This is a genomic window from Paenarthrobacter sp. GQ52 (genome assembly GCF_059759005.1).
Genome location: NZ_JCAXEJ010000009.1, coordinates 21871 through 46026 on the forward strand (window position 1 = coordinate 21871; position 24156 = coordinate 46026).

Annotated in this window: 26 protein-coding genes and 4 tRNA genes; 16 read left to right on the forward strand and 14 right to left on the reverse strand. The window is 61.4% G+C overall.

Features of this window, described 5'->3' with window-relative positions; genetic code table 11:
* The first annotated feature begins 22 nt into the window (after positions 1–22).
* On the forward strand, positions 23–232 hold the full coding sequence (locus AC6CH8_RS13355) for a hypothetical protein (RefSeq protein ID WP_091469568.1): 210 nt from the start codon (positions 23–25) through the stop codon (positions 230–232).
* A 123-nt stretch (positions 233–355) separates the two neighbouring features.
* Positions 356–1156 (forward strand): HNH endonuclease family protein, encoded by an 801-nt coding sequence (locus AC6CH8_RS13360; RefSeq protein WP_498191032.1) that lies wholly within the window; start codon positions 356–358, stop codon positions 1154–1156.
* Here the strand turns inward: AC6CH8_RS13360 and AC6CH8_RS13365 are convergent.
* The 4 genes from AC6CH8_RS13365 to orn all read right to left on the reverse strand — a co-directional run bounded on the left by AC6CH8_RS13365 (position 1141) and on the right by orn (position 3500).
* Complete coding sequence (locus AC6CH8_RS13365) at positions 1141–1953, reverse strand: acyltransferase domain-containing protein (RefSeq protein ID WP_498191034.1); 813 nt, start codon at positions 1951–1953, stop codon at positions 1141–1143. The genes AC6CH8_RS13360 and AC6CH8_RS13365 overlap by 16 nt on opposite strands.
* 3 nt (positions 1954–1956) lie before the next feature.
* Positions 1957–2529 carry a peptide deformylase gene (gene def / locus AC6CH8_RS13370; protein WP_178994857.1) on the reverse strand — a complete coding sequence of 191 codons (573 nt, stop codon included), beginning with the start codon at positions 2527–2529 and terminating at the stop codon, positions 1957–1959.
* A gap of 127 nt (positions 2530–2656) precedes the next feature.
* A tRNA-His gene (locus AC6CH8_RS13375) sits at positions 2657–2732 on the reverse strand.
* Between the two features lie 132 nt (positions 2733–2864).
* Positions 2865–3500 carry an oligoribonuclease gene (gene orn / locus AC6CH8_RS13380; protein WP_091468019.1) on the reverse strand — a complete coding sequence of 212 codons (636 nt, stop codon included), beginning with the start codon at positions 3498–3500 and terminating at the stop codon, positions 2865–2867.
* A 147-nt stretch (positions 3501–3647) separates the two neighbouring features.
* On the opposite strand from orn, the gene mptB reads away from it, so the two are divergent.
* Positions 3648–5204: a polyprenol phosphomannose-dependent alpha 1,6 mannosyltransferase MptB gene (mptB, locus tag AC6CH8_RS13385; protein WP_091469565.1), complete on the forward strand. Its 1557-nt coding sequence runs from the start codon at positions 3648–3650 to the stop codon at positions 5202–5204.
* A gap of 34 nt (positions 5205–5238) precedes the next feature.
* Here the strand turns inward: mptB and AC6CH8_RS13390 are convergent, their stop codons facing one another.
* Positions 5239–5925: a DNA alkylation repair protein gene (locus AC6CH8_RS13390; RefSeq protein WP_498191036.1), complete on the reverse strand. Its 687-nt coding sequence runs from the start codon at positions 5923–5925 to the stop codon at positions 5239–5241.
* Positions 5926–6127: 202 nt separating this feature from the next.
* Between AC6CH8_RS13390 and map the strand changes: the two genes are divergently transcribed.
* A complete protein-coding gene (gene map, locus AC6CH8_RS13395) occupies positions 6128–6895 on the forward strand; it encodes a type I methionyl aminopeptidase (protein WP_498191038.1) in 768 nt (255 codons plus the stop codon).
* Positions 6896–6909: 14 nt separating this feature from the next.
* Here the strand turns inward: map and AC6CH8_RS13400 are convergent, their stop codons facing one another.
* Both AC6CH8_RS13400 and AC6CH8_RS13405 read right to left on the reverse strand, forming a co-directional pair.
* A complete protein-coding gene (locus tag AC6CH8_RS13400; RefSeq protein ID WP_498191040.1) occupies positions 6910–7515 on the reverse strand; it encodes a GNAT family N-acetyltransferase in 606 nt (201 codons plus the stop codon).
* Positions 7516–7578: 63 nt separating this feature from the next.
* Entirely contained in the window at positions 7579–8133 is a 555-nt protein-coding gene (locus AC6CH8_RS13405) for a single-stranded DNA-binding protein (protein WP_178994851.1), read from the reverse strand.
* A 207-nt stretch (positions 8134–8340) separates the two neighbouring features.
* Between AC6CH8_RS13405 and AC6CH8_RS13410 the strand changes: the two genes are divergently transcribed.
* Positions 8341–8413: transfer RNA gene (locus AC6CH8_RS13410), tRNA-Arg, on the forward strand.
* A gap of 71 nt (positions 8414–8484) precedes the next feature.
* Here the strand turns inward: AC6CH8_RS13410 and AC6CH8_RS13415 are convergent.
* Entirely contained in the window at positions 8485–8760 is a 276-nt protein-coding gene (locus tag AC6CH8_RS13415; RefSeq protein ID WP_498191042.1) for an SRPBCC family protein, read from the reverse strand.
* Between the two features lie 108 nt (positions 8761–8868).
* On the opposite strand from AC6CH8_RS13415, the gene AC6CH8_RS13420 reads away from it, so the two are divergent.
* Together AC6CH8_RS13420 and ettA are read left to right on the forward strand one after the other, a co-directional pair.
* Positions 8869–9360, forward strand: a complete 492-nt coding sequence (locus AC6CH8_RS13420; RefSeq protein ID WP_498191044.1) for a DUF6993 domain-containing protein — start codon at positions 8869–8871, stop codon at positions 9358–9360.
* A 56-nt stretch (positions 9361–9416) separates the two neighbouring features.
* Positions 9417–11099 carry an energy-dependent translational throttle protein EttA gene (gene ettA, locus AC6CH8_RS13425; protein WP_498191046.1) on the forward strand — a complete coding sequence of 561 codons (1683 nt, stop codon included), beginning with the start codon at positions 9417–9419 and terminating at the stop codon, positions 11097–11099.
* Between the two features lie 64 nt (positions 11100–11163).
* Here ettA and AC6CH8_RS13430 read toward each other — a convergent pair whose 3' ends face one another.
* Entirely contained in the window at positions 11164–12069 is a 906-nt protein-coding gene (locus tag AC6CH8_RS13430; protein WP_498191048.1) for an acyl-CoA thioesterase, read from the reverse strand.
* 63 nt (positions 12070–12132) lie between these two features.
* Here AC6CH8_RS13430 and AC6CH8_RS13435 point away from each other — a divergent pair, with 63 nt between their 5' ends.
* Complete coding sequence (locus AC6CH8_RS13435; RefSeq protein ID WP_498191050.1) at positions 12133–12804, forward strand: DUF8185 domain-containing protein; 672 nt, start codon at positions 12133–12135, stop codon at positions 12802–12804.
* A gap of 3 nt (positions 12805–12807) precedes the next feature.
* Here AC6CH8_RS13435 and AC6CH8_RS13440 read toward each other — a convergent pair whose 3' ends face one another.
* Positions 12808–13290 carry a globin gene (locus AC6CH8_RS13440; RefSeq protein WP_498191052.1) on the reverse strand — a complete coding sequence of 161 codons (483 nt, stop codon included), beginning with the start codon at positions 13288–13290 and terminating at the stop codon, positions 12808–12810.
* A complete protein-coding gene (locus AC6CH8_RS13445; RefSeq protein ID WP_017200600.1) occupies positions 13283–13981 on the reverse strand; it encodes a mechanosensitive ion channel family protein in 699 nt (232 codons plus the stop codon). The genes AC6CH8_RS13440 and AC6CH8_RS13445 overlap by 8 nt, the downstream gene beginning before the upstream one ends.
* Positions 13982–14068: 87 nt before the next feature.
* Between AC6CH8_RS13445 and AC6CH8_RS13450 the strand changes: the two genes are divergently transcribed.
* Complete coding sequence (locus tag AC6CH8_RS13450; protein WP_498191054.1) at positions 14069–15061, forward strand: NAD-dependent epimerase/dehydratase family protein; 993 nt, start codon at positions 14069–14071, stop codon at positions 15059–15061.
* Here AC6CH8_RS13450 and AC6CH8_RS13455 read toward each other — a convergent pair.
* The gene (locus tag AC6CH8_RS13455) at positions 15058–15537 is read right to left on the reverse strand and encodes an OsmC family protein (RefSeq protein ID WP_091467995.1); all 480 of its coding nucleotides are present in this window, start codon (positions 15535–15537) and stop codon (positions 15058–15060) included. The two genes, AC6CH8_RS13450 and AC6CH8_RS13455, sit on opposite strands and share 4 nt — an antisense overlap.
* A 58-nt stretch (positions 15538–15595) precedes the next feature.
* Positions 15596–18157, reverse strand: a complete 2562-nt coding sequence (pepN, locus tag AC6CH8_RS13460; protein ID WP_498191057.1) for an aminopeptidase N — start codon at positions 18155–18157, stop codon at positions 15596–15598.
* Positions 18158–18288: 131 nt separating this feature from the next.
* Between pepN and AC6CH8_RS13465 the strand changes: the two genes are divergently transcribed.
* Genes AC6CH8_RS13465 through AC6CH8_RS13475 form a run of 3 tightly spaced genes read left to right on the forward strand, consistent with a single transcriptional unit; the run spans position 18289 to position 20742 of the window.
* Positions 18289–19293, forward strand: coding sequence for a hypothetical protein (locus tag AC6CH8_RS13465; RefSeq protein WP_178994841.1), 1005 nt, complete (start codon positions 18289–18291; stop codon positions 19291–19293).
* A gap of 43 nt (positions 19294–19336) precedes the next feature.
* Complete coding sequence (locus AC6CH8_RS13470) at positions 19337–19855, forward strand: ribose-5-phosphate isomerase (RefSeq protein WP_091467988.1); 519 nt, start codon at positions 19337–19339, stop codon at positions 19853–19855.
* Positions 19855–20742 (forward strand): Fpg/Nei family DNA glycosylase, encoded by an 888-nt coding sequence (locus AC6CH8_RS13475; RefSeq protein WP_498191059.1) that lies wholly within the window; start codon positions 19855–19857, stop codon positions 20740–20742. Before AC6CH8_RS13470 ends, AC6CH8_RS13475 begins: the two co-directional genes overlap by 1 nt.
* A gap of 59 nt (positions 20743–20801) precedes the next feature.
* Here AC6CH8_RS13475 and AC6CH8_RS13480 read toward each other — a convergent pair.
* Positions 20802–20875 (reverse strand) — tRNA-Gly (locus AC6CH8_RS13480).
* A gap of 128 nt (positions 20876–21003) precedes the next feature.
* Between AC6CH8_RS13480 and AC6CH8_RS13485 the strand changes: the two genes are divergently transcribed.
* The 4 genes from AC6CH8_RS13485 to AC6CH8_RS13500 all read left to right on the forward strand — a co-directional run bounded on the left by AC6CH8_RS13485 (position 21004) and on the right by AC6CH8_RS13500 (position 24061).
* Positions 21004–21078 (forward strand) — tRNA-Pro (locus AC6CH8_RS13485).
* Positions 21079–21147: 69 nt separating this feature from the next.
* Positions 21148–22530, forward strand: a complete 1383-nt coding sequence (tig, locus tag AC6CH8_RS13490) for a trigger factor (RefSeq protein ID WP_498191061.1) — start codon at positions 21148–21150, stop codon at positions 22528–22530.
* Between the two features lie 220 nt (positions 22531–22750).
* On the forward strand, positions 22751–23362 hold the full coding sequence (locus AC6CH8_RS13495) for an ATP-dependent Clp protease proteolytic subunit (RefSeq protein WP_014922040.1): 612 nt from the start codon (positions 22751–22753) through the stop codon (positions 23360–23362).
* 39 nt (positions 23363–23401) lie between these two features.
* Complete coding sequence (locus AC6CH8_RS13500) at positions 23402–24061, forward strand: ATP-dependent Clp protease proteolytic subunit (protein ID WP_011775058.1); 660 nt, start codon at positions 23402–23404, stop codon at positions 24059–24061.
* Positions 24062–24156: the final 95 nt, after the last annotated feature.

Genomic DNA, 24156 nt, shown 5'->3' on the forward strand with positions numbered 1-24156 from the left:
GAAACCTGACCAAAATGGGTTCATGGAAAACGAATCAACGTTGGAACATGAGACCACTCTGGAGCACGCCCTGGACGTCGCAAAGGCCAACCACAAACAGGCCCAAAAACTTCTGGATCAAGCTATCGCAGCCAACGCTTCCGGCGATGTTCCGGATCAGCGCGTGGAGCAACTGCGGGGCCTCCTCGCGCTGGCAACAGAGGACCTGCAGCGCGTAATGCGTGAGCAATAACCCACTGAAGCATCCCATCTCCGAAGTGTGACATCTCCTGCACACTGTGGATATCGACTCTGACTGTCGGGGCCTTGTCCTACGCTCGTAGGACATTGCTGTTTCCCCACTGGATGGAGTCCCTTGAGTATCACTTGGTCTGCCTACAAACGCGCGCGGCGACGGTCACGTCAGGCGTGGGCCATTCTGGGACTGGCCGCCGCAACCGTGGTGGCAGGGCTTTCATGGTATTTCACCACAGGACAATTCACGGCCGCTGAACCATGGGCCGCCGGCCCTAGTGAAGCGCCCGTCTACAATCCCGGCTGGATGAAACCCCTTCGCGGTGGGGTGCCCGTTGCCCCGGAAAAGGCGAGCGACGCCTTGGATCGACTCCCGGTAAAAGGGCGCGCGGCCAAATCGGACTACGATAGGGCCGCATTCGGGCAAGCCTGGGCGGACGCTGACCGCAATGGATGCGACACCAGAAACGACATTCTCCGGCGGGACCTCTCGGCGGTCGAATTCACGGAAGGCTCCTCGTGCAAGGTTGCCGGTGGTAGCTTTCACGAACCATACACGGGGTCGCAGGTGACTTTCCGGAGGGGCCAGGACACCAGTGCCGCAGTTCAAATCGATCACGTGGTGGCCCTCGCCGACGCCTGGCAAAAGGGCGCCCAGCAACTCACTGTGCAGCAGCGGCAAATATTCGCGAACGATCCGCTGAACCTGATCGCCGCCGACGGTCCCGCCAATGTTAAGAAGGGCGCAGGTGACGCGGCCACGTGGCTGCCGGCTAACAAGAATTTTCGCTGCCACTACGTCGCCCGGCAGGTCTCCGTGAAAGCGGCCTATAAGCTCTGGATTACGCAGGCTGAAAAGGACGCCATGAAGCGGGTTTTGTCCTCGTGCCCGGAACAGCAAACCATCTACAATGCCAGGTGACCGTGCCCCAGTTGCCAGATGCCGCCGTCGTCGATCCGCTCCAGGACCACACGCTGGAGAGAGGTTTCCCGCGGGAGCTTATCCAAGTCATGGAGTCCCCGCTGCCTGAAAGTGAAGTAGATGGCATCCGTAGGAGCATCAGTGCAGCGGTCGAGCGTGAAACGTCCGGCAAACGACGCGATGTTGCTGTCCGGCAGGCGCTCGACGAGATACGGGTCCAACATCCATGAATCACACGTGGCTTTGCGCGCAGGCTTGTCAGGAAAATACCGGGGGAAGAAGGATCCCGCCTCCGCAAAACTGGCATCCACCAGCGCAGGGGAGAGGCCTCCATCTTCGGGTATATGGACGCCAAGAACCCAGCCTGAGCCCCGACCATCGGCCGGAACCAAATGAAACTGCAGTCGGCCCAGCCGGAACAAATTGCCGGCCATGTGCAACGTCAGCCAACTCCAGGTGTCCAGGCCAAAACGGCCATGGACCCGCCTGTTGATACGAAGCTGCAAGCCCATGTCTGCCAAGGATGCGGCCGAGACAGCGGGACTGATTCCCAGCTCCAGGTGGTAGGCGTGAACTGAGGGCGCGAAGCGGAGGAGTGCTTCGATCCACACCGTCTCCACAGCGCCGTTGGCCCGAATGCTGTCTACTGGAAAGGTCCCAAGCCGTTCCTGCATGGTCTTCATTGCCTGCAGAACAGGCTCGTCCGGGGGCGTCCCCAGAAGGTGCGCACATTCTGTGGCGTCTTCGCCGGTGATGTCCAAGAGCTCAAAAAGCTCTGCGTGAGGGCTGGCGGCCATGGCTTAGTGCCCGAACGGATCTGGGTCGACGCCAGGCATCCAGGTCAGGCCCGGCACACCCCAGCCGTTTTTCTTTGCTTGCTTGAGAGCCTTCTTCGAGTACCGGTCCACGAGACGATTGACGTAAAGCTTGCCGTCCAAATGGTCGAACTCGTGCTGCAGGATTCTGGCGAACCAGCCTGTCGCTTCGAAATCCAGGGGTTTGCCGTCGCCGTCAAAGCCCTGAACCCGTGTCCATTCAGCGCGCTGTAGCGGGTAGTACTCGCCGGGGAAGGACAAGCAGCCCTCAACGTGTTCATCGGGATCCGGAAGTGCGCCGGAGACCTTGGACAGCGTCAGGACGGGGTTGACTACGACACCCTGTTCGGGGACGTCGTCATCGTTGGCGTACTTGTAGACAAAAAGGCGTTTGCCCACGCCGATCTGGGGCGCGGCCAGCCCTACGCCGTTGGCAGCGTCATTAGTCTCGAACATGTCCGCGATCAAGGCGCGGAGTTCGTCGTCGAAAACCTCGACTTCACTTGCCCGGCGGTGCAGAACAGGTTCGCCCCAAATGGTGACTGGCAGGACGGTCATCTCAGTTTTTCCTTCATCTAGCGCTGCGGTCCGGAAGCGGCCTTGGTCCGCTTTTGGGTTAAAAGCAAAAGCCGCACCGGATAACCGGTGCGGCCTTTGTGGAAACCGGCTCTGGAGCCAATCTCGGTGGGGTGAGCTACGGGGGTTGAACCCGCGACCTCCTGGACCACAACCAGGCGCTCTGCCAACTGAGCTAAGCCCACCATGTGCCTTTTTGGACTGAACCGTTTGACCGGCTTTCCTTCAAGGCAACGACAAATAGCTTACCTGCTGTTTTGGGGTGCAAAGTCCACTTTTGCCGGTTTTGGCGAAAAAACCTCAAAAAATGGTGCAGATCACACTTTTTCGCTGGACCCCAGGGTCTCTGCGGTAGCCATGATGTCCTTGGAAATGCGCTGTGCCGTTGCCGTGTCCGGTCCCGGCGCCGGCACAAAGACAGCCTGGCGGTAGTAGCGGAGCTCGTCGATGGAGTCCTTGATGTCGCCCAGGGCGCGGTGACCGCCATGCTTGGCCGGGGACTGGAAGTACGCGCGCGGGAACCAACGGCGTGAGAGCTCTTTGATGGTGCTGACATCGATCACGCGGTAATGGAGGTGCTCTACGATGTTGGGCATGTCCCTGGCAAGGAACATACGGTCTGTTCCCACAGAGTTTCCACCCAAGGGAGCTTTGCGGGGATCCGGGACCCACTTCTCAATGTATTCAAGGACCTGTGCTTCTGCCTCTGCCATGGTCTTCCCGTGGGGGAGCTCGTCCAGGAGCTTGGAGCGGGTGTGCATGTCCCGCACGAAGTCATTCATTTGTTCCAGCGCTGCGTCATCCGGCTTGATGACGACGTCAACGCCGTCCCCCAGAATGTTGAGCTCGGAATCCGTCACCAACGCTGCAACCTCGATCAAGGCGTCGTTCGTGAGGTCCAGGCCGGTCATTTCGCAGTCGATCCAGACGATGCGTTCATTAGTAATAGGCACGCGCCAAGCCTATCCCTCAGTGGCTTACAAGTGCTCCGATGGTACGATTTTTGAGCGCGGCAGTGTCGTTTCTTCCTGTTGCCGAAAGCCCCCATGACGCAGAATTTTGACCCGAACACAGCGGGTGAACGATTGGATGACGACTACATGACGGTGCCAGTACCCGCCGCCCAGTTGGCAGGGACAGCGACGCCGTCGGCTGACGCCGTTGCCGGCGAGGTAGATAACGCACGTTCGCCGCTGATCGCCGGCTTCGTTGGTTCCATGTTCATGGTGTTTGGCTCACTGGGGGTTGGCTGGCTTGCTCCGGTCTCGGAACTTCGCCGACTCCCGCTTTTCATCTGGATGCGCACCGAAGGTGTGGGCGTCGGACTTTCCATTGTTTTACTGGCCATCGGCGGCATGCTGCTCGTCCGCGCCTGGCTTCGTCTGGGCCAGCGGGTCCGGGTCTGGGGAATGGAAGCCCGAAAAGCCACGCTGCAGGCGGTGGTGGCCTGGGGTCTGCCCATGATGTTCACTGTTCCCCTCTTCAGCAGGGACGTTTACGCGTATATCGGCCAAGGCCGGTTGATGGTGGAGGGCATCAATCCTTATGAGAACGGCATATCGGCGCTGCCCAACTACTTCCAGTTGGGAGCTGACAAGCAATGGACAGAGGCGCCGGTACCGTACGGACAGCTGTTTCTTTGGATTGAACAGTTTGTGGTGTGGGTGACCAACGTCCAACCGGAAGCAAGCATCATGCTCTTCCGCCTCGTCGCAGCAGTCGGTGTGGTTCTCTGCATCATCTATGTGCCGAAGCTGGCCGAACTCCACGGTGTAAATCCCCACAGGGCACTATGGCTGACAGCTGCCAATCCGCTCTTTCTCACTAACTTCATTGCCAGCGTCCATAACGACGCCTTGATGATCGGGCTGGCACTGGCAGGCCTGTACTACTGCGCAACCCACCGCGTCATTCGCGGACTGGTGCTGGTCACGCTCTCCATCTCAGTCAAACCGATCACGGTGGTATTCCTTCCTTTCATTGGACTTCTGTGGGCCGGCAAGCATGCCTCATGGCCGCGCAGATTCCTCTACTGGTTCCTAACAGCGGCTCTGAGCTTCGGGCTCCTCTATGCACTCAGCCTGGTCAACGGCTTCGGGTTCGGTTGGATCAACGGCTTGTCGGCGCCCGGGAGCGTAGCAATCTGGTATGCGCCCGTTGGTCTTATCGGGTTGGCTGTCGGATCGATTTCCAGCGTTTTGGGGTTGGACGGCCAGGTCATGGCCAAGGTGGTCTATGACGCCGGCAAGGTCCTCATGGTTGCTGCTGTTGCCTGGATGATCTTCCGGGGAGACTACGACCGGCTCATGCGGCGGCTTACGTTGGCATTTGCTGCCATTGTCCTGCTGGCACCAATGATCCAGTCCTGGTACGTGGTGTGGTTGATCCCCCTGTTTGCCGTGACCGGCATCCGCAACGACTGGCAGGTCAAGGCACTGTATTTCGTTGTGTCATTCTTCATGGTCTACGCCATCTCCGACCAGTTGGACGTCTTCCCGTACCTTCAGAGTGAAGACCTGGGCTTGGCACTGTTGCTGGCCCGGATCGGGGCGGCCGTTATTGCACTGTTCTTCGCCATTTACCTGATTTTCATGGATCCGAAGACCAAGAGCTTGTTCCGGGTGCGGGACGAATCCGGGCTGCGTCCGATTATCTGATGACTCGGCCGTGTCCGGCCCGCTGCCTTCCGCGTCAGTCGGACGGCAACAGTCGCAATGCCTCACGGGTGGACAGCGGACTCAGAGCGGCCGCGTTGTTGGCAGCGAACGCCTTGACCCATTCGGGATCTGTTTTGCTGTACTCGCGTAAAGCCCACCCGATGGCCTTGCGGACGAAGAATTCGTTGTCGGCGAGGTTCGCGGAGATGACCGCTGACAGGAGGCCGGTATCAGTCTCTGACTTGGCCCCTAGCTGTGCAGTGATCGCCGCCCGGCGAATCCACATGTCGTGGTCAGTGGACCACTGCAGCAGTACCGGCGTCATCGTGGGCCGGTGCGCAAGAAGAAGCGCGCAGATCCGATGTGAGACCCCATCGACGAGGTCCCACCATGCACCCGTCCGGATAATTTCCTCATATAGGGGGAGCATCTGCAGGTCTTCTTTGACCATTCGCAGGCCTGTCAGGTCGATTGCTGCGTATCGCTCTTCGCGGGCCTCCGCGTTGCGCCACAGCTCAAGAACGGCTTTTTGCAGCTCAGCTGGCGAGGTCACCGGGAACTGCTTCACTGCAACCTTCACTATCCTGCGAACCTCGGGAACCCGGACACCCCAGGAAGGCATGTCGGACTTCAAGTAAGCCTGGGCTCCGGCGCCGCGTTCGGCATCAGCGGCTGATCGGAGCGTTGATCGGATCGACTCCACGAGGACATTGGGGCTCATGCCATAACTCTAGGTCGGTGACGGACGACGGGGTGTGAGCCGCTGCGCGATAACTGTGGTCCCCGCTGTTCGGCCACCGTAGAGTGGGCATATTCGGCCCGCTGTTCCTTTTCGCGGCCATCGGCTCCCGAACTCATATCGGCAACAACGAACTCCCGCCGGCAACAACCAACTTCACATCGGCCACAACGAAGGAACCTTGATGTCAATGCTGAAATCACCGGACCAAATCGCGATGATGCGCGAGGCCGGTCGCGTAGTGGCCAATGCACTGTCCGCAGTCCGGGAGCAAGCTGAAGTGGGTGTTTCGCTTAAGGAACTCGACGACGTCGCTGCCGCCGTAATCTCCGATGCCGGGGCAAAGCCTGCCTTCCTGGATTACCACCCACGCTGGGCGGCTGTGCCGTTCCCCGGCGTCATTTGTACCAGTGTCAACGACGCCGTGGTGCACGGGATCCCCAATGGATACGTACTGGAGGACGGCGATCTGCTCAGCGTCGATTGTGGTGCCTTCGTGGAAGGCTGGTGCGGTGATGCCGCCGTCAGCTTCGTCGTAGGGGACGGAGACCCGGCGGATCATGAATTGGTGAAAGCAACGGAAGCCGCACTTGTCCGCGGTATCGACGCTGCCCGCATAGGAAACAAGATGGGTGACCTTGCATATGCGATTGGTGGCGAGGCGAAACGTGCCGGATATGGGCTGTTGGCTGATCATGGAGGGCATGGCATAGGACGGACAATGCACGCCGAACCTCCTGTCCCTAACCTGGGACGACCTGGCCGGGGCATGAAGCTCGAAGAAGGCCTGGTCATTGCCATTGAGCCCATGTTGATCCTGGGCGGCAAGGACGACTACTACCACGACGAGGACGAATGGACTCTTCGTTCGGCAAACGGGCGACGCGCCGCCCACAGCGAACACACTGTGGCCGTCACGGCTGACGGGCCGATGATCCTCACTTTGCCGTAGTTTGCCGGGCCTCCTTATCGAGCCGCACCACGCTTTTTGAGGCGTACCACCGGCCGGCCGGGAACTGATTCGGACACGGAACTGAAGCCGGCAGCCTTGAAAAGAGAAAGCGTGCCGTGGAAGAGGTCCGAGGCCGTCGCTTTGGTCCTTTGATCCGTATCCACCGGATAGGCCTCGATGACGTTCGCACCGTTGTTGAAAGCGTGATCCATCGCGGCAGAAAGCAGAGCGGACGACACTCCGGTGCGCCTGTGGTTCGGTGCTACAACAAAGCAACTGACGGCCCAAAGATCGAGGCCTTCCTCCGACCGGAGACCTGCCTCTCTGAGGACCTGGGAGCGTTTCAGGCGCGGATACTTGGCTCGTGGTTCCACTGCGCACCAGCCGACCGGACGACCATCCCGGAACGCCAGTACACCGGGCGCAGGACCTGTTTGGAACGATGACTTCAACAATTCCCTGCGGTCACCGGGCGATGTTCCGGCCCAATCATTGCCGGTAAGGGCGAACCACCGGCACCAGCACCGGGAGGGTTCGCCCTTGGTTCCGAACAATTCCTCAACAGCCGCCCAGGTGGCAGGAGCTGTCTCGATCTTCGAAGCAGGATGGCCGTGTTCCATGGACCCACAATAGGCCGGGCCCGCGTTGCTGGTCCCGTGGACGCCGGAATCGTGGTGCAACGATCACACGCCGGCACCCACCAGTTCGCCTGTTGTGGTGTTGACCAGTAGGGGACCGGTGCCATCAGGACCGTCAACGTCCCTCACGATGGACTCGTCTTCCGGTGGAACTTGTTCGTGGTCGTCCGAGTCCCAGTCATTGCTGCGGTCAGGGGTGCCGGGTGCCTCAACAGCAGGTGCTGCATCGGCAGGGGCTGAGGCGCCGGTCATTCGGGTGAAGTTGGCAGAGCCCCACATTAGGTCATGTCCCACTGATTCGGCGTCGATTTCGGCTACGTGGTAGACACGCCCCTCATGTTCCCATTGCCGCAACCGGAGCTTCCCAACGACGAGGACGCGCTGTCCCTTTTTCACGCTGCATCCAACGTGTCCGGCGAGGTAGCGGAATGACTGAACCGTGTACCAATTGGTGTTCCCGTCCACCCAGGTGTTGGTGGCACGGTCGTAGCGGCGTTCCGTGGTGCCCAGACGGAACGATGCCGTGGACGTGCCCCGTGTTGTGGTGGAGCTCTTGACCTCCGAGGCCACGAAGCCCCGAACGGTGATCATGTCATTCATGGTGGTCCTTCTCGGTTTGGTGAAGTGCCTGTCCGGCTCTTTCAGCTTCATCCAGGGAAGTCAGTGAGGGCAGTGCCTCATGCGCCTATGTGGATAACGGCGGCTGTGGAGGACTAGAGGCACCTTGCATGGGATGGCAAGCAGTTGGCTGATCGCACTGTAAACTCTTTGTGGCGCCAGCGGCCCATGTGGTCTTGGCGCGAGTGCGCCCCAGTAGCTCAGGGGATAGAGCAGCGGCCTTCTAATCCGCCGGTCGGGGGTTCGATTCCCTCCTGGGGCACCGAAACATCCCCCTTGGAACAGCGTCCAAGGGGGATGTCCGCGTTAAAAGGCACGCACTCGTTAGCGCCCTTACTCGAGAAATTCCTTGAGGTTTCGGAGCACCAACTCCCAGGTCGCGGTGGACTGCTCCACTTCCTCCACACTCGAATTGTTGCCCTGAATGATGGTCACTCTTGTTCCGTCAGATTCGTCAGTCACGTTGTATTCCACAGTGTGGTGGTTCTCGGGAACGTCAGGGAGCCCCGAGGATGGACTGTAATGAGTGGTCTTCAGCAACTTCGGAGGATCGAAAGCAAGGATGGTGCCTCTGTCCTGGTACCGCTTCGTTCTGCCCTGAAACGTCACTTGGAAGCGCTAAACCCTAACTGGGAAAACGCTACGCCCGTCAGCACGCCCTGTGAATGGCGCTCGCAGGTGAATGGCGCACTCGTTTGTGGATGGCAGAATGGCTAGGTGATAAGCAGGCGAACCGCACAGGCATATGGCAGGGCAGCAGACGCATCGAAAGTCCGCGTAGCCGGGTTGTCGCTGATGATCGCGGCGGCATTGACGCTCACCGCTTGCACGGCAACGCCCACGTCATCCACCGTTCAGCCAGCGGTTACTCCCTCACCGTCCGCGAGTCCGGTGGCCACGGCCACCATTGATCCGGCTGTTGCAGCAACCACCTCTGCCGTGGAGTCAACGCTGAAAACCCTGGTAGCCAGCACCCCCAAGCCCGACCGCGAAACCCTGCGTGCGGCCCTGGTTGCTGCAGGCATTCCCAACGCCAACGTAGAGGTGTCCGTGAGCCGTACGCCCACGGGCCTTGACGTGGATGCGATGGAAGCCGCAGCGCTGACTGGGGAGAGCTGCGTCATGGGGCAGATCCGCGACGGCGGGGTAGTGGTTACGGTGCTGCCGGTGCTGGCCACCGGAAAATGCTTCGTGGGAGACTCACGCTAGCTCCACCCCATGGTCCGAATGTGAGTTATGTACGCCTACCCATTAGATTTAAGGGCATGGCGGAATTCATTTACACGATGACCAAGGCTCGCAAGGCCGTTGGCGACAAACTTATTCTGGACGATGTCAGCATGTCGTTCTTTCCTGGCGCGAAGATCGGCGTCGTGGGACCGAACGGTGCTGGTAAGTCCACCATCCTGAAGATCATGGCCGGACTGGACACCCCGTCAAACGGCGAGGCCCGCCTGAGCCCCGGCTACACCGTGGGCATCCTCCTGCAGGAACCGCCGCTGAACGAGGATAAGACCGTCCTGGGCAATGTCCAGGAGGGTGTTGGCGAGATCTACGGCAAGATCCAGCGCTTCAATGAGATCTCCGAAGAAATGGCCAACCCGGATGCGGACTACGAGACGCTCCTGGACGAGATGGGCAAGCTTCAGGAAGCCATTGATGCTGCTGATGCCTGGGACATCGATTCCCAGCTCGAGCAGGCCATGGACGCACTGCGCTGCCCGCCGGCTGATTCCGATGTCACAGTCCTCTCCGGTGGTGAGCGCCGCCGCGTAGCACTGTGCAAGCTTCTCCTGCAGAAGCCCGACCTCCTGCTCCTTGATGAGCCCACCAACCACCTGGACGCCGAGAGCGTACTTTGGCTTGAGCAGCACCTGGCTCAGTACCCCGGCGCTGTCCTTGCCGTGACCCACGACCGTTACTTCCTTGACCACGTGGCTGAATGGATCGCAGAAGTCGACCGCGGCCACCTCTATCCGTATGAGGGCAACTACTCCACCTACCTGGAGAAGAAGAAAGCCCGCCTGGAGGTCCAGGGCAAGAAAGACGCGAAGCTTTCCAAGCGCCTTACCGAGGAACTTGAGTGGGTGCGCTCCAACGCCAAGGGCCGCCAGACCAAGTCCAAGGCCCGTCTGGCCCGCTACGAGGAAATGGCTGCCGAGGCCGAGCGCACCCGCAAGCTGGACTTCGAAGAGATCCAGATTCCGCCCGGACCGCGCCTGGGTTCTTTGGTCATCGAGGCCAAGAACCTGAAGAAGGGCTTCGACGATCGGGTGCTGATCGAAGACCTTTCCTTCTCGCTGCCCCGCAACGGCATCGTCGGCGTCATTGGCCCCAACGGTGTGGGTAAGTCCACGCTGTTCAAGACGATCGTCGGTATGGAGCCTTTGGACGATGGTGAGCTCAAAATCGGCGAGTCCGTGAAGATCTCCTACGTGGACCAGTCCCGTGGCGGCATCGATCCCAACAAGTCCCTGTGGGAAGTTGTCTCCGAAGGCCATGACTTCATCCAGGTCGGCCAGGTTGAAATGCCTTCGCGTGCCTACGTTTCGGCGTTTGGTTTCAAGGGACCGGACCAGCAGAAGAAGGCGGGTGTCCTCTCCGGTGGTGAGCGCAACCGCCTGAACCTGGCCCTGACACTCAAGCAGGGTGGCAACCTCCTGCTCCTTGACGAACCTACTAATGACCTCGACGTCGAAACCCTGAGCAGCCTTGAGAACGCCCTTCTCGAGTTCCCGGGCTGCGCCGTAGTGGTATCGCACGACCGTTGGTTCCTGGACCGGGTTGCGACCCACATCCTCGCCTATGAAGGCGACGACGAGAACCCCTCCAAGTGGTACTGGTTCGAGGGCAACTTCGACTCCTACGAGGAGAACAAGGTGGAGCGCCTCGGCCCCGATGCCGCAAAGCCGCACCGGGTGACCCACCGCCGCCTGACCCGCGACTAATAGTAAGCCGCAAACACAAGAGGCCGGTCCCAGCAGGGATCGGCCTCTTGGCTTTAAGGCAAGGCTACGGAATCCGGACCATGCCTTCTTGGGCCACCGTGGCAACGTGCTGCCCGTCCCGGTTGAAGATGCGTCCCGTGGCGAGTCCCCTGGCACCCTGGGCACTGGGGGATTCCTGCACATACAGCATCCACTCGTCCACCCGCACGGGACGGTGCCACCACATGGCGTGATCGAGGCTGGCAACGCTCATGCCCGGCGTCATCCAGGCCAGGCCGTGCTTACGGAGGATGGGTTCCAGCAGCGTGTAGTCGCTCGCGTACGCCAAGGCGGCCCGGTGAAGGTTGGGGTCATCGGGAAGGGGGCCCATGGTCTTCATCCAGACAGCATTGGTAGCTACATGATCGGTGGGTGGGGACACATAGAGCGCGGGGTTGATGTGGCGGACGTCGAAGGGCCGCTCTGAAGACATGTGCCGTGCCATGGGGTGATCGTAGTGGGACAACAGCTCGGCGGTGCTGGGCAGGGTTTCCGGATCAGGGATGCCCTCGGGCATCTGTGCCTGATGGTCCAGGCCGCTGTCTTCCACCTGGAAGGAAGCGATCATTGAGAGAATCGGTACGCCGTCCTGGTAGGCATGTACGCGGCGGGCCGAGAAGGACCGGCCATCCCGCAGCCTCTCAACACCGAAGGTGATGGGTTTGTTGGCATCACCCGGACGGAGAAAGTATCCGTGCATGGAGTGCGCCACCCTGTCCGGCTCAACGGTCCTCATGCCGGCCATCATGGACTGCGCCAGCACCTGGCCACCAAAAACGCGGTGCCTGGGTTGCTTTTGGGACGGCCCCAGGAAAATGTCCTCGTTGGTGCGGGCTCCGTCAAAGTCACCAAGATCCAGCAGGCCAATCAGCACTTCCATGGGGTCTTCTACGGGTGCGTCCACCTCGAGGCCAGCGTTCGTGTCAGTCATGGTTCGACTTTAGACGGCACCCCAACCCCTCTCAACCGGGGACATGCCGGTAGAGTCGATGATGTGACAGACGTCTTGACCCAGTCCTTCCGCTTCGCCGATCCCCGCGACCTCGCTGACCTGCGAACCTTCGTTACGCGGGCAAAGAGCATCGACGACGGCGCTATCCGCCTTCAGGCCACGGGCAATGTCCTGGCTGCCTACGTGTGTGTGCTGAGGCCCCGCATCCTGGGCGAATCAACCCCTACGATTCTTGGCCTGCGAACCATGGCCCTGGCAGAGCCTGCGCAAGCCGACGTGACGGTGACGCTCGCGTCCGTTATGGACCGGCTGGCCCGCTCAGGGGCCGAGAGTGTGGAACTGCCCATCCCGCCGTCGACGGTTTCTGAATCCTGGGCGGGCGTTGGCGCGCCGCGGACCGGCTGGGAAGCCCAAGGAACAGTTCCCGACGCCGACCTCAAGTCTGCGGCGGAGGCCGGCATTGCGGAGGTGGCGGGCGTCATTCCCGCTTTGGCGGGCGCCGCAGTGGTCAACACAGCCAGGGCCGCAGTGTGGGGCCGGGAACTATCCGGTCTGGACGGGCTGCCGGCAGGTGCGGCTTTCGCCGCTTTCGCTTTGGGTTTCCTGGGCGGGTCCGAGCAGAAGGTCTTCCGCAACGGCCGCTGGTTCCGCCTGAGCGGCCCTCGCGGCCATGTGCTGGTCCGGACCGGAGCAGGCCTGGGGCTCGGTTTCTAGGACCTAGGCCTCAGGGCCGGCCGAAGGGCTATTGACCATGGTCAGCGCTGCGCGCTCCATGTAGTCCCACAGCGTGCCCTCATGCAACGGCGAGAGCTCCAAAGAGTCCACGGCCGTGCGCATATGAAACAACCAGCGGTCCTTGGCTTCGGGGGTCACCCGGAACGGCATATGGCGCATGCGCAACCGTGGGTGGCCGCGTTCTTCGCCGTAGGTGGTTGGACCGCCCCAGTATTGCTCCAGGAACATGAGGAAGCGGCGCTTTGCCGGTTCGAGGTCCTCTTCGGGGTACATGGGTCGAAGCAACGGGTCCGTGGCTACGCCGTCGTAAAAGACGTCGATGAGCTTGACGAACGTCTCATGGCCGCCAACTGCCGCGTAGAAGCTGTCCGTGTAGGCGGGCTGGCTGAACGGATCGTTCTGCATCAGCTGGCGTCGGGGGCCCGCCTGCGGTGCTGACGGTTGCCCACCTGCAGTGTTACTCATTGGACTTCTCCTCGGCTTTGGTGACGCGCGGTGCGCCTGCTGTGACGGGCGCAGCTGCAGCGCCTGGTTCGTCGCTGGTGTCAGGTGTCTCCAGCGGTACGTAGTCGCCCTGCGAACGGTTGCCCACGCGGAGGATTTCGCCGTTGCGAAGGTACCAGATGGCGCCGTCTTCAGCGCGGACCCGGGTAATGCGCAGGCCCACCGATTCAACGGTACCAATGACTTCGCTGGTAACGATCACGTCGCCGATTCCGTATTGGTCCTCAATGGTGATGAAGATTCCCGCGAGGAAGTCGCGGATCAACTGCTGGGCGCCGAAACCGATGGCAACACCGAGGATGCCCACGCTGGTCAGGAGCGGTGCGACGTCCACGTTCATGTATTTGAGGACGTAGATGATCACGATCACCACCACCACAACGCTTACCAGACTTGTCAGCAACGAGCCGATGGTCTCGGCGCGCTGGGAGCGTCGTTCATGGTCCAATGCACGGATTGCGGGTTGCACCCACTTGAAGTGCGGCTTCTTGAAGAAAGAACTGCCCGCCGAGACTCGTCGCGTAATGCGCAGGATGATGAACCGAGCCACGATCCACACAGCCAGGCCTACGCCCACTGTGATGAGGATCGACATGAGGTCGATTTTTTCGGGTTCGATGTTGATGGTTTCCGCCAGGGGGATGGAGGTCAAGGTGGAATAGCTCCTTGTCGTCGGCCCGTGTTCGCCGGGCGCGGAACACTCTGTCCACCTACAACCCTAGCGCCGTAGCGTGACGGTATGCGCATCCTGGTCTTGGGCGGTACCGCCTTCTTGTCAGCAGAAATCGCCCGGCAGGCTGTTGAAGCCGGGCATGAGGTCACCTGTTTGGCGCGCGGCAGTTCAACAAGCCCGCCCGACGGCGTCACTTGGGTCAGGAGCGACCGCACGGCGGGTGCAACGGCCTTCGCGGAGATCGACGGACGCTGGGACGAAGTGGTGGATGTCTCCCGGGATCCGGTACAGGCGCGTGTGGCACTGGACGTGCTGGGCCCTTCCGCCGCTCATTGGACCTTTGTTTCAAGTTGCTCCGTGTACGCGGACCACTCAATGCCCGACGCGGATGAGAATGCGGCACTCTTGGAGCCCTTGCCCGAAGGCCAGGCAGGCACCCCGGAAACGTATGGGGAGTCCAAGTCGGCGATCGAGCAAATGACGCTTGCCGCTGTGGGGGAAAAGGCGCATATCGTCCGGGCGGGACTCATTGGCGGACCCGGGGACGGCACCGACAGATACGGCTATTGGCCTGCCCGATTCGCTGCGAACACTGACACGGTACTGGTCCCGGACATCCCGGACGACGCCACCCAGATCATTGATGTCCGGGACCTCGCGGCGTGGATCCTGCAGTCCGCGGAGGAAGGGCTGACGGGAATTTACAACGCCTTGGGAGCGGTAGTGCGGTTCGAGGACTACATCGTCGAGTCCCAGCGGGCGGTTGGAACCCCGGACGTCGTCGTGCCTGACGTGGATTGGCTCGTGCAGCACGGTGTCGAGTACTGGTCCGGCCCGGATTCCCTGCCTCTGTGGCTCCCGTCAGGCCATGACGGCTTTCAGGCGCGGAGCAACCGGGCGGCACGTGAGCGCGGAATGGTCCTGCGGCCGTGGCAGGACACCCTGGCGGCCACCCTCGAGGATGAACGGGCACGAGGCTTGGACAGGGACCGTAAAGCCGGCCTGAGCCGTGAAACGGAACAAAGGCTCGTGGCACTCTGGCAGCTCGAACAGCGTTAGGCTGCTGCCGCCGTCGTGATCGGTTCGTGGAGTACCGGGAAGTTGACGCTGCGGGCGATGAAGCAGACCTGGTTGGCTTCATGGTGAAGCTGCGGGACCAAGCTTTCGTGGGCGGGATCGGCAATGATGACGTGAGGCTTCAGGGTGACGCTTTCGAACTGCCCGCTGCCGTCCCGGTTGAGCTTCATGAGGCCTTCGGCGTTGTCCTCGTAGCCGGTAACTACCACCCCATGCTTGACGGCCACGTGCAGGAAGGACAACATATGGCATTGCGAGAGGGCCGCAAGTAACAACTGTTCCGGGTTGTAGCGTGTCCGGTCGCCGTGGAACGTCGGATCTGCTGAGCCCTTCAAGGTGGGCAAGCCACTGATTTCGACGTCGTGATCCCTTGAATATCCCCGGTAGCTGGCCGTGCCTTCGCCGAGGTTTCCGGTCCAGCGGACGGTCAGTGCGTAATGGTGTTCGTGGAGGCCCATGCGGACAGTTTAGCCTTGGGGCCACTACCGTCCGCACGGGCCTCACGATTCTGCGGGCTTAGACGTCTGCTGCCCGTGCGCGCAGTGCCCGGGCTACGCTGTCCCGGTTTTCCAGCATCATGCGGCGCAGTGCTGCGCTCTCCTCCGGAAGACCGGCCAGGAACTGGTCCGTGCGATCCACTGTGGCCTGCGTGGTGAGCTGTGCCGGGTAAAGACCCACCACAATCTGCTGGGCCAGGGCGTGCGTTCGGTCCTCAACGATTCCAGGTACAGCCTCGAAGTACTTCTCCGCGAAAGGTTCCAGCAAGGCGGTGTCCACGACACGCATGAAGCCAGCCACGGCTGAGGATTGCAAGGCGTTGGAGAGCTCTCCCTTGACCACGATCGAGTCCCAAGCTGCTGCCTTGGCCTCCGGCGTGGGGATGGCTGCTGTCGCCTGGGCTGCTGCATTTTGGCCGTTGGAAGTGTTGTCCCGGGAAAGCTCCTCGTCGATCCGGGCTTGGCCCTGCCGGCCGCCGGCAACAAGGGCCGTCAGCAGTTCCCAACGCATGTCTTGGTCGATGCTGAGTCCTTCGAGGGTCTCCGTACCGTCCAAAAGGGCCTGAAGACGGTCGAACTGTCCGCCACTGCGGGCCAGCTGGGCATACGACTTGGCGAACTGCAGCTGGGCATCCGAACCTGCGACAGCTGCCGATGAGAGCTCCCACAACTTGTCCGCAGCCGTGGTCGTTGAGTCAAGCTTGTGATCGGCGGCCACGAAATAGGTCAAGGTGGTGGCGAGTTGGCGCAGCTGCACCAGGATCACGGAGGAGTCTGTTTCCGAGGCGATGTTCGCCAGGATCAGTTCTACGTAGCCGCGGGCCGGGGTTTCGCCGTCGCGGGCGGCGTCCCAGGCCGAACCCCACACCAATGTGCGGGGCAGGCTGGTGGCGAAGTCCTTCAAGTGGGCTTTGGCGGTGGCAAGGGAGTGCTCATCGAGGCGGACCTTGGCATACGCGAGGTCGTCGTCGTTCAACAGGATCAGGTCCGGCCGGGCTTTGCCAACCAAGGCAGGTACGTCGGTACGGGGGCCATCGACGTCGAGTTCCTCGCGGTGGGTCCGCTCCAGCTTGCCTTCGCCCGAGAGCGAGTAGAAGCCAACGGCCAGGCGGTGCGGGCGGAGCATGGGCTGTTCGTCGATCGCGGTTTGCAGGATCGCGAAATCGGTAATGTTGCCGTCCGCGGCAACGGTCAGCTCCGGGGCGAGGGTGTTCACACCGGCAGTTTCGAGCCAGAGCTTGCCCCACGCGTCAAGGTCGCGGCCGGACGCAGCTTCGAGCTCCACCATGAGGTCCGCGAGCTCGGTGTTTTTCCAAGCGTGCTTGGCGAAGTACGTGCGGACGCCTGCCATGAACTGTTCAGGTCCCACCCAAGCCACCAACTGTCGTAGGACAGAGGCGCCCTTGGCGTAGGTGATGCCGTCGAAGTTCACCTCGACGTCTTCGAGGTTGTTGATCTCGGCGAAGATCGGATGCGTGGTGGGCAACTGGTCCTGCTTGTAGGCCCAGGACTTTTCCACGGAGGCGAACGTGGTCCAGGCCCGGTCAAATTCGGTGTTCTCTACAGCGGCCAGGTGGGACATGTATTCGGCAAAGGATTCGTTGAGCCAGAGGTCGTTCCACCAACGCATGGTTACCAGGTCCCCGAACCACATGTGCGCCAGCTCGTGCAGGACCGTGATGGCGCGCCGCTCAATCTGTGCACCCGTGACCTTTCCACGGAAAACGTAGCCCTCCAGGATGGTCACGGCACCGGCATTCTCCATGGCTCCGGCATTGAACTCCGGGACGAAGAGCTGGTCGTACTTCTCGAACGGGTACGGGAACCCGAATTGTGCCTCGAAGAACTCGAAGCCTTGGCGGGTCAGTTCAAAGATGTTGTCCGCGTCGAGGTACTGCATGAGTGACTTGCGGGCAAATACTCCCAGCGGGATGACGCGGCCATCCGAGCTGGTGACCTCGGAGCGGACCGACTGGTACGGTCCGGCGATCAAGGCCGTGACGTAGGAAGACAGTCGGGGCGTGGGGGCAAATTTCCACACCGAACGCGCGGTGCCGTCCTCGGTGCCAGGGGCTTCAACGGGAACCGGCGTGGGGGAGTTGGAGATCACGTCCCAATGCGAAGGAGCGGTGACGGTAAACGTGAAGCTGGCTTTCAGATCGGGCTGTTCAAAGACCGCGAACATGCGCCTGGAGTCAGGAACTTCGAACTGGGTGTAGAGGTAAACCTCACCATCAACAGGGTCAACGAATCTGTGGAGTCCCTCACCGGTGTTCATGTAGGGGGCGTCTGCCACCACCACGAGTTCGTTGTCTGCTGACAGATCCGGGAGCTGGATGCGGACGCCGTCAGAGACCTCAGCGGGGTTCAGCTCGGTGCCGTTGAGCGTCACGCTGTGGACCGCTGCGGTGATGGCATCGATGAACGTGGACGATCCGGGCTCCGCGGAAAACTTCACAACAGTGGTGGAGCCGAAGGTCTCTGCTCCCTGGGTCAGGTCCAGGGTGACGTTGTACGACTCGACGTTGAGTAGTTCGGCGCGCGTGGCGGCTTCATCGCGCGTAAGATTCAGGCCTGGCAAGTGGTGCCTCCGGAGATTTGGGATGGCCGGCCAGTTATGGCCGGTCGCTGGTGTGAAGTCATTCTTTCACTCCACGCCGGGAAGGCAAGGAGCGGGCACCACAGTGTCGCGCCACGGAGTAGCGTTGGATTATGGCATCGTTCCGGGACACCCTCGATTTCCGCGCACTGAGGTTTGCGGTCGCCTTTCCGTTGCTGCTCGCCGTCGGGTTTGTCGTGTGCGCCCAGATGCTGCGCAACGACCTCCCAAACCCGGTCGCCGTTATGTGGAGCGCCGACGGCGGCTCTTCCTTCGCTCCTTTCGGCGCCTACGTGGCAGGCGGCGCTGCCCTTATCACCTTCTGCGGTTGGGCAGTCTTCCTCCAAGCGGTGTCGATTTCCCGGCCGGTGGTCATGCGCCGCGTCATGATGGGTGTGGGCCTCATGGTCAGCCTTTTCATCACCACCGTGTTGGCTGCAGGTTTGGTCGGCCAGTCCGGGCTGGCGGACGCGCGCGAGTCCCACGTTGATCCGATCGTGCTGGCCATGGGCAGCGGAGCCGCTGTGGCGCTGGGCGTCGTCATGATGTTCGCCTTTAAGCCGGACCCTCGTTGGACCAGGGAAGATGACGTTGCGCTCGAAGAAGAGTTGAGACTTCTCGAAGATCCCGATCTCGCCCGCGACACGCTCCGGCTGTGGGTGCATGCCCGGAGTTCCGTTTTCGTCATGATCATAGTCTCGGCACTGTTCCCCGCTGCGCTGATAGCCGTGGCAGTTCCATGGCTGGGTGCCTTGGTAGCAGCGGCGGCCCTCATCGGCGCAGGTTTCCTGTTCGCACGGGTGCGGGCGGACAGGGGAGGGTTGCAGGTATTCGCCGGCGGGATCGTCCGCGTCCTGACCGTCCCCGCCGTCGACATCGCTGGGGCAGCCCCTGCGGACGTAAAGGCGGCAGATTATGGTGGGTGGGGCTGGCGGCACCATGACGACGCGACAGCGATGCTCGTCAGCAGTGGCCCGGCCGTCGTCGTAAGGAAACTCAACGGAGGCCGCGTGGCACTTAGCGCAGGGACCCAGGCTTCCGCAGACAAGCTGGCCGGTGTTCTCAACAGGGCGGCGCATCGCGCCCATGGCGACGGGCAGGCCCAACAACCCGGGTAGCGGTACCCTAGGTAGCGCATCCCTCAACGCCGCGCCCGGCCATATGCCGTACCCGCGCGCCAGAAAGAATGGACTTCCTGTGACTACACCCCGCGTCCACATCGCCACAGACCACGCCGGCATGGAACTTAGCGCCCACCTGGTCAGCCACCTAACGGCCAAAGGCTACGAAGTGGTGGATCACGGGCCCAAGGAGTATGACGCCCTGGATGACTACCCCTCCTTCTGCATCAATGCCGGCCTTGCCGTGGTGGCAGACCAGAAAGCCGGTGTGCACGCTCTCGGCATCGTGCTGGGCGGCTCGGGCAATGGGGAACAAATTGCTGCCAACAAGGTCAACGGCGTCCGCGCGGCCCTGGCCTGGAACCTCTCCACCGCGAAGTTGGCCCGCGAACACAACGATGCCAACGTTGTGGCCGTTGGCGGACGCCAGCACACCGTTGAAGAGGCCACGGAACTCATCGAAGCCTTCCTGCAGGAACCCTTCAGCAACGACGAACGCCACGTTCGCCGGATCGGAAAAATTGCGGTGTACGAAACCACCGGCGAGATCGTCGAGTAGTGCCTGAGGGGCATTCGGTCCATAGGCTGGCCCGCCAGTTCCAGGATGTTTTTGGCGGCCGGTGTTTGGACGTCTCCAGCCCGCAAGGGAGGTTTGCCGCCGGCGCGGAGCTACTCACCGGGCACACCATGGTTGAAGCCACTGCCCATGGCAAGCAGCTCTTTCTCAGGTTTGACCACGAGCTCTTCCTGCACGTCCACCTGGGCCTCTATGGGGCCTGGAGCTTTGGCGGAGATAGTTCCTTCACGGGCGCATCCAGCATCGGGGCTCCGCGTCGTATCGGCGAACGGGAGGCAGGTCCGTCTTCCGACGACGGCGATTACGCCGGCCCGCCTCCTCCCGTCGGCGCGGTGCGTGTCCGGCTGGTGTCCGGGCACGGCTGGGCGGATCTCCGTGGTGCCACCACCTGTGCCGCCATCACTGCGGCCGAGGCAGCCGCCGTGTTGGCGCGGCTGGGCCCGGATCCGCTGCACAATCGCCGGGGTGACCGTGAGGAGTTCATCGGCCGCCTTCGCCGCCGCAAGACTGCGGTGGCCCTGCTTTTGATGGATCAGTCCGTCCTGGCCGGCGTCGGCAACATCTACAGGGCCGAGGTTTTGTTCCGGCAAGCGGTCGATCCGTGGACACCGGGGAGCAGCATTGATGCGGAAACCGCTGGCCGTCTCTGGGACGACACCGTGGACACCATGTCCGACGGCGTCCGTGACGGACGTATTGTTACGACGCCCCCGACGCTGTGGACCGGCGGTGGTGCTGTAGCGCCCGACGCCGATGCCCACTTCGTCTATAAGCGGGACGGCATGCCCTGCCGGGCGTGCGGGACGCTCGTGGGGATGACGGAAATCGGTGCGCGCAAGCTGTATTGGTGTCCCGGCTGCCAGGTGTAGGAGTTCATCTTTGAATAAGAGAAAAAGGGCCCCGATCCGTTGATCGGGGCCCTTTTGCGTGGAGGGGACGACGGGAATCGAACCCGCGTAATCAGTTTGGAAGACTGAGGCTTTACCATTAAGCTACGTCCCCAGGACGGATATCCTTGTTCAGGACATCTTCCTGGTGGCTGTTGAAGCCGGGTACTACTAAACCTAATTCCGGCGGCAGTGTCAAATGTGCATTCTGGGCTCGCTTGCCCGTAGACTGTCCTGTGCGTTCGGGGTGTAGCTCAGCTTGGCTAGAGCGCCTGCTTTGGGAGCAGGAAGTCGCAGGTTCAAATCCTGTCACCCCGACTCTGTGTTTGTGTCCGCTTCAGGGGCACGACAGAAACCCATACCCACAAAATCAGGAGTACTTAGACTGTGAAGAGCGCTGTCGAGAACCTCACCGCAACGCGGGTCAAGCTCAACGTTGAGGTTCCCTTTGAGGAACTGAAGCCGAGCATCGATGCCGCGTACAAGACCGTTGCTTCGCAGATCCAGGTTCCCGGATTCCGCAAGGGCAAAGTTCCCTCCAAGCTGATCGACCAGCGCGTTGGCCGTGGCTATGTTCTGGAGACTGCCATCAATGATGGCCTCAACGGCTGGTACCAGGCTGCAGTTCAGGAAACGGGTGTTCGCCCCCTGAGCCGTCCCGAAGTTGAAATCACTGAGGTTCCGGACCCGTCCGCAACCGATGGCGAACTCAAGTTCCAGGTGGAGATCGACGTCCGCCCCGAGATCGAGCTGCCGGACTACGCCGGCATCAAGGTTGAGGTTGCGGCTGCTGAGTCTTCCGAAGCTGACGTTGACAAGGCGCTGGACGAACTGCGTGGCCGCTTCGGCACGCTGAAGTCCGTTGAGCGTCCGGCCAAGAACGACGACTTCCTGACCATCGACATCACCGCCACGATTGACGGCGAAGACATCGATTCCGCTTCCGGCCTTTCTTACCAGGTTGGTGCCGGCACCATGCTCGAAGGCCTCGACGAAGCCGTGACAGGCCTCTCCGCCGACGAAGAAGCAATCTTCGAGACCACGCTGGTTGGCGGCGACCACGCCGGCGAGTCCGCTCAGGTGAAGGTTGTTGTCAAGGCTGTCAAGGAGCGCGAGCTCCCCGAGGCAAACGACGACTTCGCTCAGCTCGCCTCGGAGTTCGACACCCTTGCCGAACTCCGTGAGGACCTCGCCAAGCAGGCTGCCGACTCCAAGGTAGTCGAGCAGGGCGTTGAAGCACGCGACAAGGTCCTGGACAAGCTCGTTGAGCTCGTTGAGGTTCCCGTTCCGGATTCCGTCGTTGAGGAGCAGATCGAAGCTCACTTCAACCCGGAGAACGCACACGGCGAAGGTGAACACGACACCGAGGAGCACCGCGCCGAGGTCAAGGCCAACACCGAGCGTGCATTCCAGAACGAGATCATCCTGGACGCCATTGCGGACAAGGAAGAAGTAGACGTCAGCCAGAACGAGCTGATCGACTACATCGTTACCACCGCAAGCCAGTACGGCATGGATCCCAACCAGTTCGCCCAGATCATTGATCAGAGCGGCCAGGTTCCCATGATGGTTTCCGAGGTTCGCCGCCGCAAGGCCCTTGCCGTTGTGCTGGGTCAGGCTGAGGTAGTCGACTCCGAGGGCAACAAGGTCGACCTCACTGACTTCGTACGCCCCGCCGGCGAAGCAGCAGCCGAAGAGGCTGCAGCGGTTGAGGCAAACGAAGAAGGCGACGTTGTCGCAAGCGACGACCCCGCAGCAGTGAAGTTCTAGTCAACGACTTCAACCGGCCCCGGATCTCTTGATCCGGGGCCGGTTTGCTTTAAGGCTGAACATTGGTGCTGAACGCAGACGTGCGCCGTCAGCGAACAGTGCGATTTCGGCGAACAAATCACCCGCGAAAACGGTTAGTGTCCAAGTAGTGAAGTTCAGTGAGGTCACTGGCACCAGCGAGAGGTAAGTACTTATGTCACAGCAATCAGAGGCTCCCCGGATGGCAACTGTCGATCCCGCAGCCCAGGACAACTACATCTACAACCGCCTGCTGAAAGAGCGCATCATCTGGCTCGGCTCTGAAGTCCGTGACGAGAACGCCAACGCCATTTGCTCGCAGCTCCTCCTCCTCTCGGCCGAAGACCCGGAGAAGGACATCTACCTGTACATCAACTCACCGGGTGGATCCGTGACGGCCGGCATGGCCATCTACGACACCATGCAGTTCATCCCGAACGACGTCGTCACCGTGGCAACCGGTCTGGCAGCGTCAATGGGTCAGTTCCTTCTTTCCTCCGGCACCAAGGGCAAGCGTTACGCAACGCCCAACGCACGCATTCTGATGCACCAGCCCTCGGGCGGCATCGGCGGCACGGCGTCGGACATCAAGATCCAGGCGGAACTGATCCTGCACATGAAGAAGGTCATGGCCGAACTCACGGCAGAGCAGACCGGGCAGTCCGTGGAGACCATCCTCAAGGACAATGACCGCGACAAGTGGTTTACGGCTACTGAGGCCTTGGAGTACGGCTTCTTCGACAAGATCTCGGCGCACGCCGGTTCTGTTGCCGGTGGCGGCGGAACGGCCAACCAGTCGAACTCCGAAAACTAACCGGCACAAAGAACCACTGAAACCCCAGGAGTAAAGAACATGAACTACAACTTCGGATGGTCTGCCGGTAATCTCCCGTCCAGCCGTTACGTCCTGCCCCAGTTCGAGGAGCGCACGCCTTACGGCTTCAAGCGCCAGGACCCGTACACCAAGCTGTTTGAGGACCGCATCATCTTCCTTGGTGTCCAGGTCGACGACGCGTCCGCTGACGACATCATGGCCCAGTTGCTGGTCCTTGAGTCGACTGATCCGGATCGTGACATCACCCTGTACATCAATTCGCCGGGTGGCTCGTTCACTGCAATGACGGCCATCTACGACACCATGCAGTACATTCGTCCGGAGATCCAGACGGTGTGCCTTGGACAGGCAGCCAGCGCCGCTGCGGTCCTGCTGGCTGCTGGTACACCCGGGAAGCGCCTGGCCCTGCCGAACGCCCGCGTCCTGATTCACCAGCCGGCTCTTTCCGGCGGTCAAGGCGGACAGGCCTCGGACCTCGAGATTCAGGCGGCCGAAGTCATGCGTATGCGCACCTGGCTCGAGGACACGCTGGCGCACCACTCAGGGCGTACGTCCGAGCAGGTAAACAACGACATCGAGCGAGACAAGATCCTCACTGCGGCGGACGCCCTGAGCTACGGTCTCATCGACCAGGTTCTGGACTCCCGTAAGATCAAGCCCCAGGCAATCGCCCGGTAGAGCACGGATTTCGACGCCGGTGCGGTTCACGAAATATGGACCGCACCGGCGTTCTGTTTCCACCCAAGCAGCCCATTGTGACCTAGAGTGGATGT

What these genes read in the sequence shown, in the direction of transcription:
- AC6CH8_RS13355 (WP_091469568.1), top strand. Translation starts at nt 23, where the DNA reads ATGGAAAACGAATCAACGTTGGAACATGAGACCACTCTGGAGCACGCC.
- AC6CH8_RS13365 (WP_498191034.1), bottom strand. Translation starts at nt 1,953, where the DNA reads ATGGCCGCCAGCCCTCACGCAGAGCTTTTTGAGCTCTTGGACATCACC.
- def (WP_178994857.1), bottom strand. Translation starts at nt 2,529, where the DNA reads ATGACCGTCCTGCCAGTCACCATTTGGGGCGAACCTGTTCTGCACCGC.
- mptB (WP_091469565.1), top strand. Translation starts at nt 3,648, where the DNA reads ATGACGGTGCCAGTACCCGCCGCCCAGTTGGCAGGGACAGCGACGCCG.
- AC6CH8_RS13390 (WP_498191036.1), bottom strand. Translation starts at nt 5,925, where the DNA reads ATGAGCCCCAATGTCCTCGTGGAGTCGATCCGATCAACGCTCCGATCA.
- map (WP_498191038.1), top strand. Translation starts at nt 6,128, where the DNA reads ATGTCAATGCTGAAATCACCGGACCAAATCGCGATGATGCGCGAGGCC.
- AC6CH8_RS13400 (WP_498191040.1), bottom strand. Translation starts at nt 7,515, where the DNA reads ATGGAACACGGCCATCCTGCTTCGAAGATCGAGACAGCTCCTGCCACC.
- AC6CH8_RS13405 (WP_178994851.1), bottom strand. Translation starts at nt 8,133, where the DNA reads ATGAATGACATGATCACCGTTCGGGGCTTCGTGGCCTCGGAGGTCAAG.
- ettA (WP_498191046.1), top strand. Translation starts at nt 9,417, where the DNA reads ATGGCGGAATTCATTTACACGATGACCAAGGCTCGCAAGGCCGTTGGC.
- AC6CH8_RS13430 (WP_498191048.1), bottom strand. Translation starts at nt 12,069, where the DNA reads ATGACTGACACGAACGCTGGCCTCGAGGTGGACGCACCCGTAGAAGAC.
- AC6CH8_RS13440 (WP_498191052.1), bottom strand. Translation starts at nt 13,290, where the DNA reads ATGAGTAACACTGCAGGTGGGCAACCGTCAGCACCGCAGGCGGGCCCC.
- AC6CH8_RS13450 (WP_498191054.1), top strand. Translation starts at nt 14,069, where the DNA reads ATGCGCATCCTGGTCTTGGGCGGTACCGCCTTCTTGTCAGCAGAAATC.
- AC6CH8_RS13455 (WP_091467995.1), bottom strand. Translation starts at nt 15,537, where the DNA reads ATGGGCCTCCACGAACACCATTACGCACTGACCGTCCGCTGGACCGGA.
- AC6CH8_RS13465 (WP_178994841.1), top strand. Translation starts at nt 18,289, where the DNA reads ATGGCATCGTTCCGGGACACCCTCGATTTCCGCGCACTGAGGTTTGCG.
- AC6CH8_RS13470 (WP_091467988.1), top strand. Translation starts at nt 19,337, where the DNA reads ATGCCGTACCCGCGCGCCAGAAAGAATGGACTTCCTGTGACTACACCC.
- AC6CH8_RS13495 (WP_014922040.1), top strand. Translation starts at nt 22,751, where the DNA reads ATGGCAACTGTCGATCCCGCAGCCCAGGACAACTACATCTACAACCGC.
- AC6CH8_RS13500 (WP_011775058.1), top strand. Translation starts at nt 23,402, where the DNA reads ATGAACTACAACTTCGGATGGTCTGCCGGTAATCTCCCGTCCAGCCGT.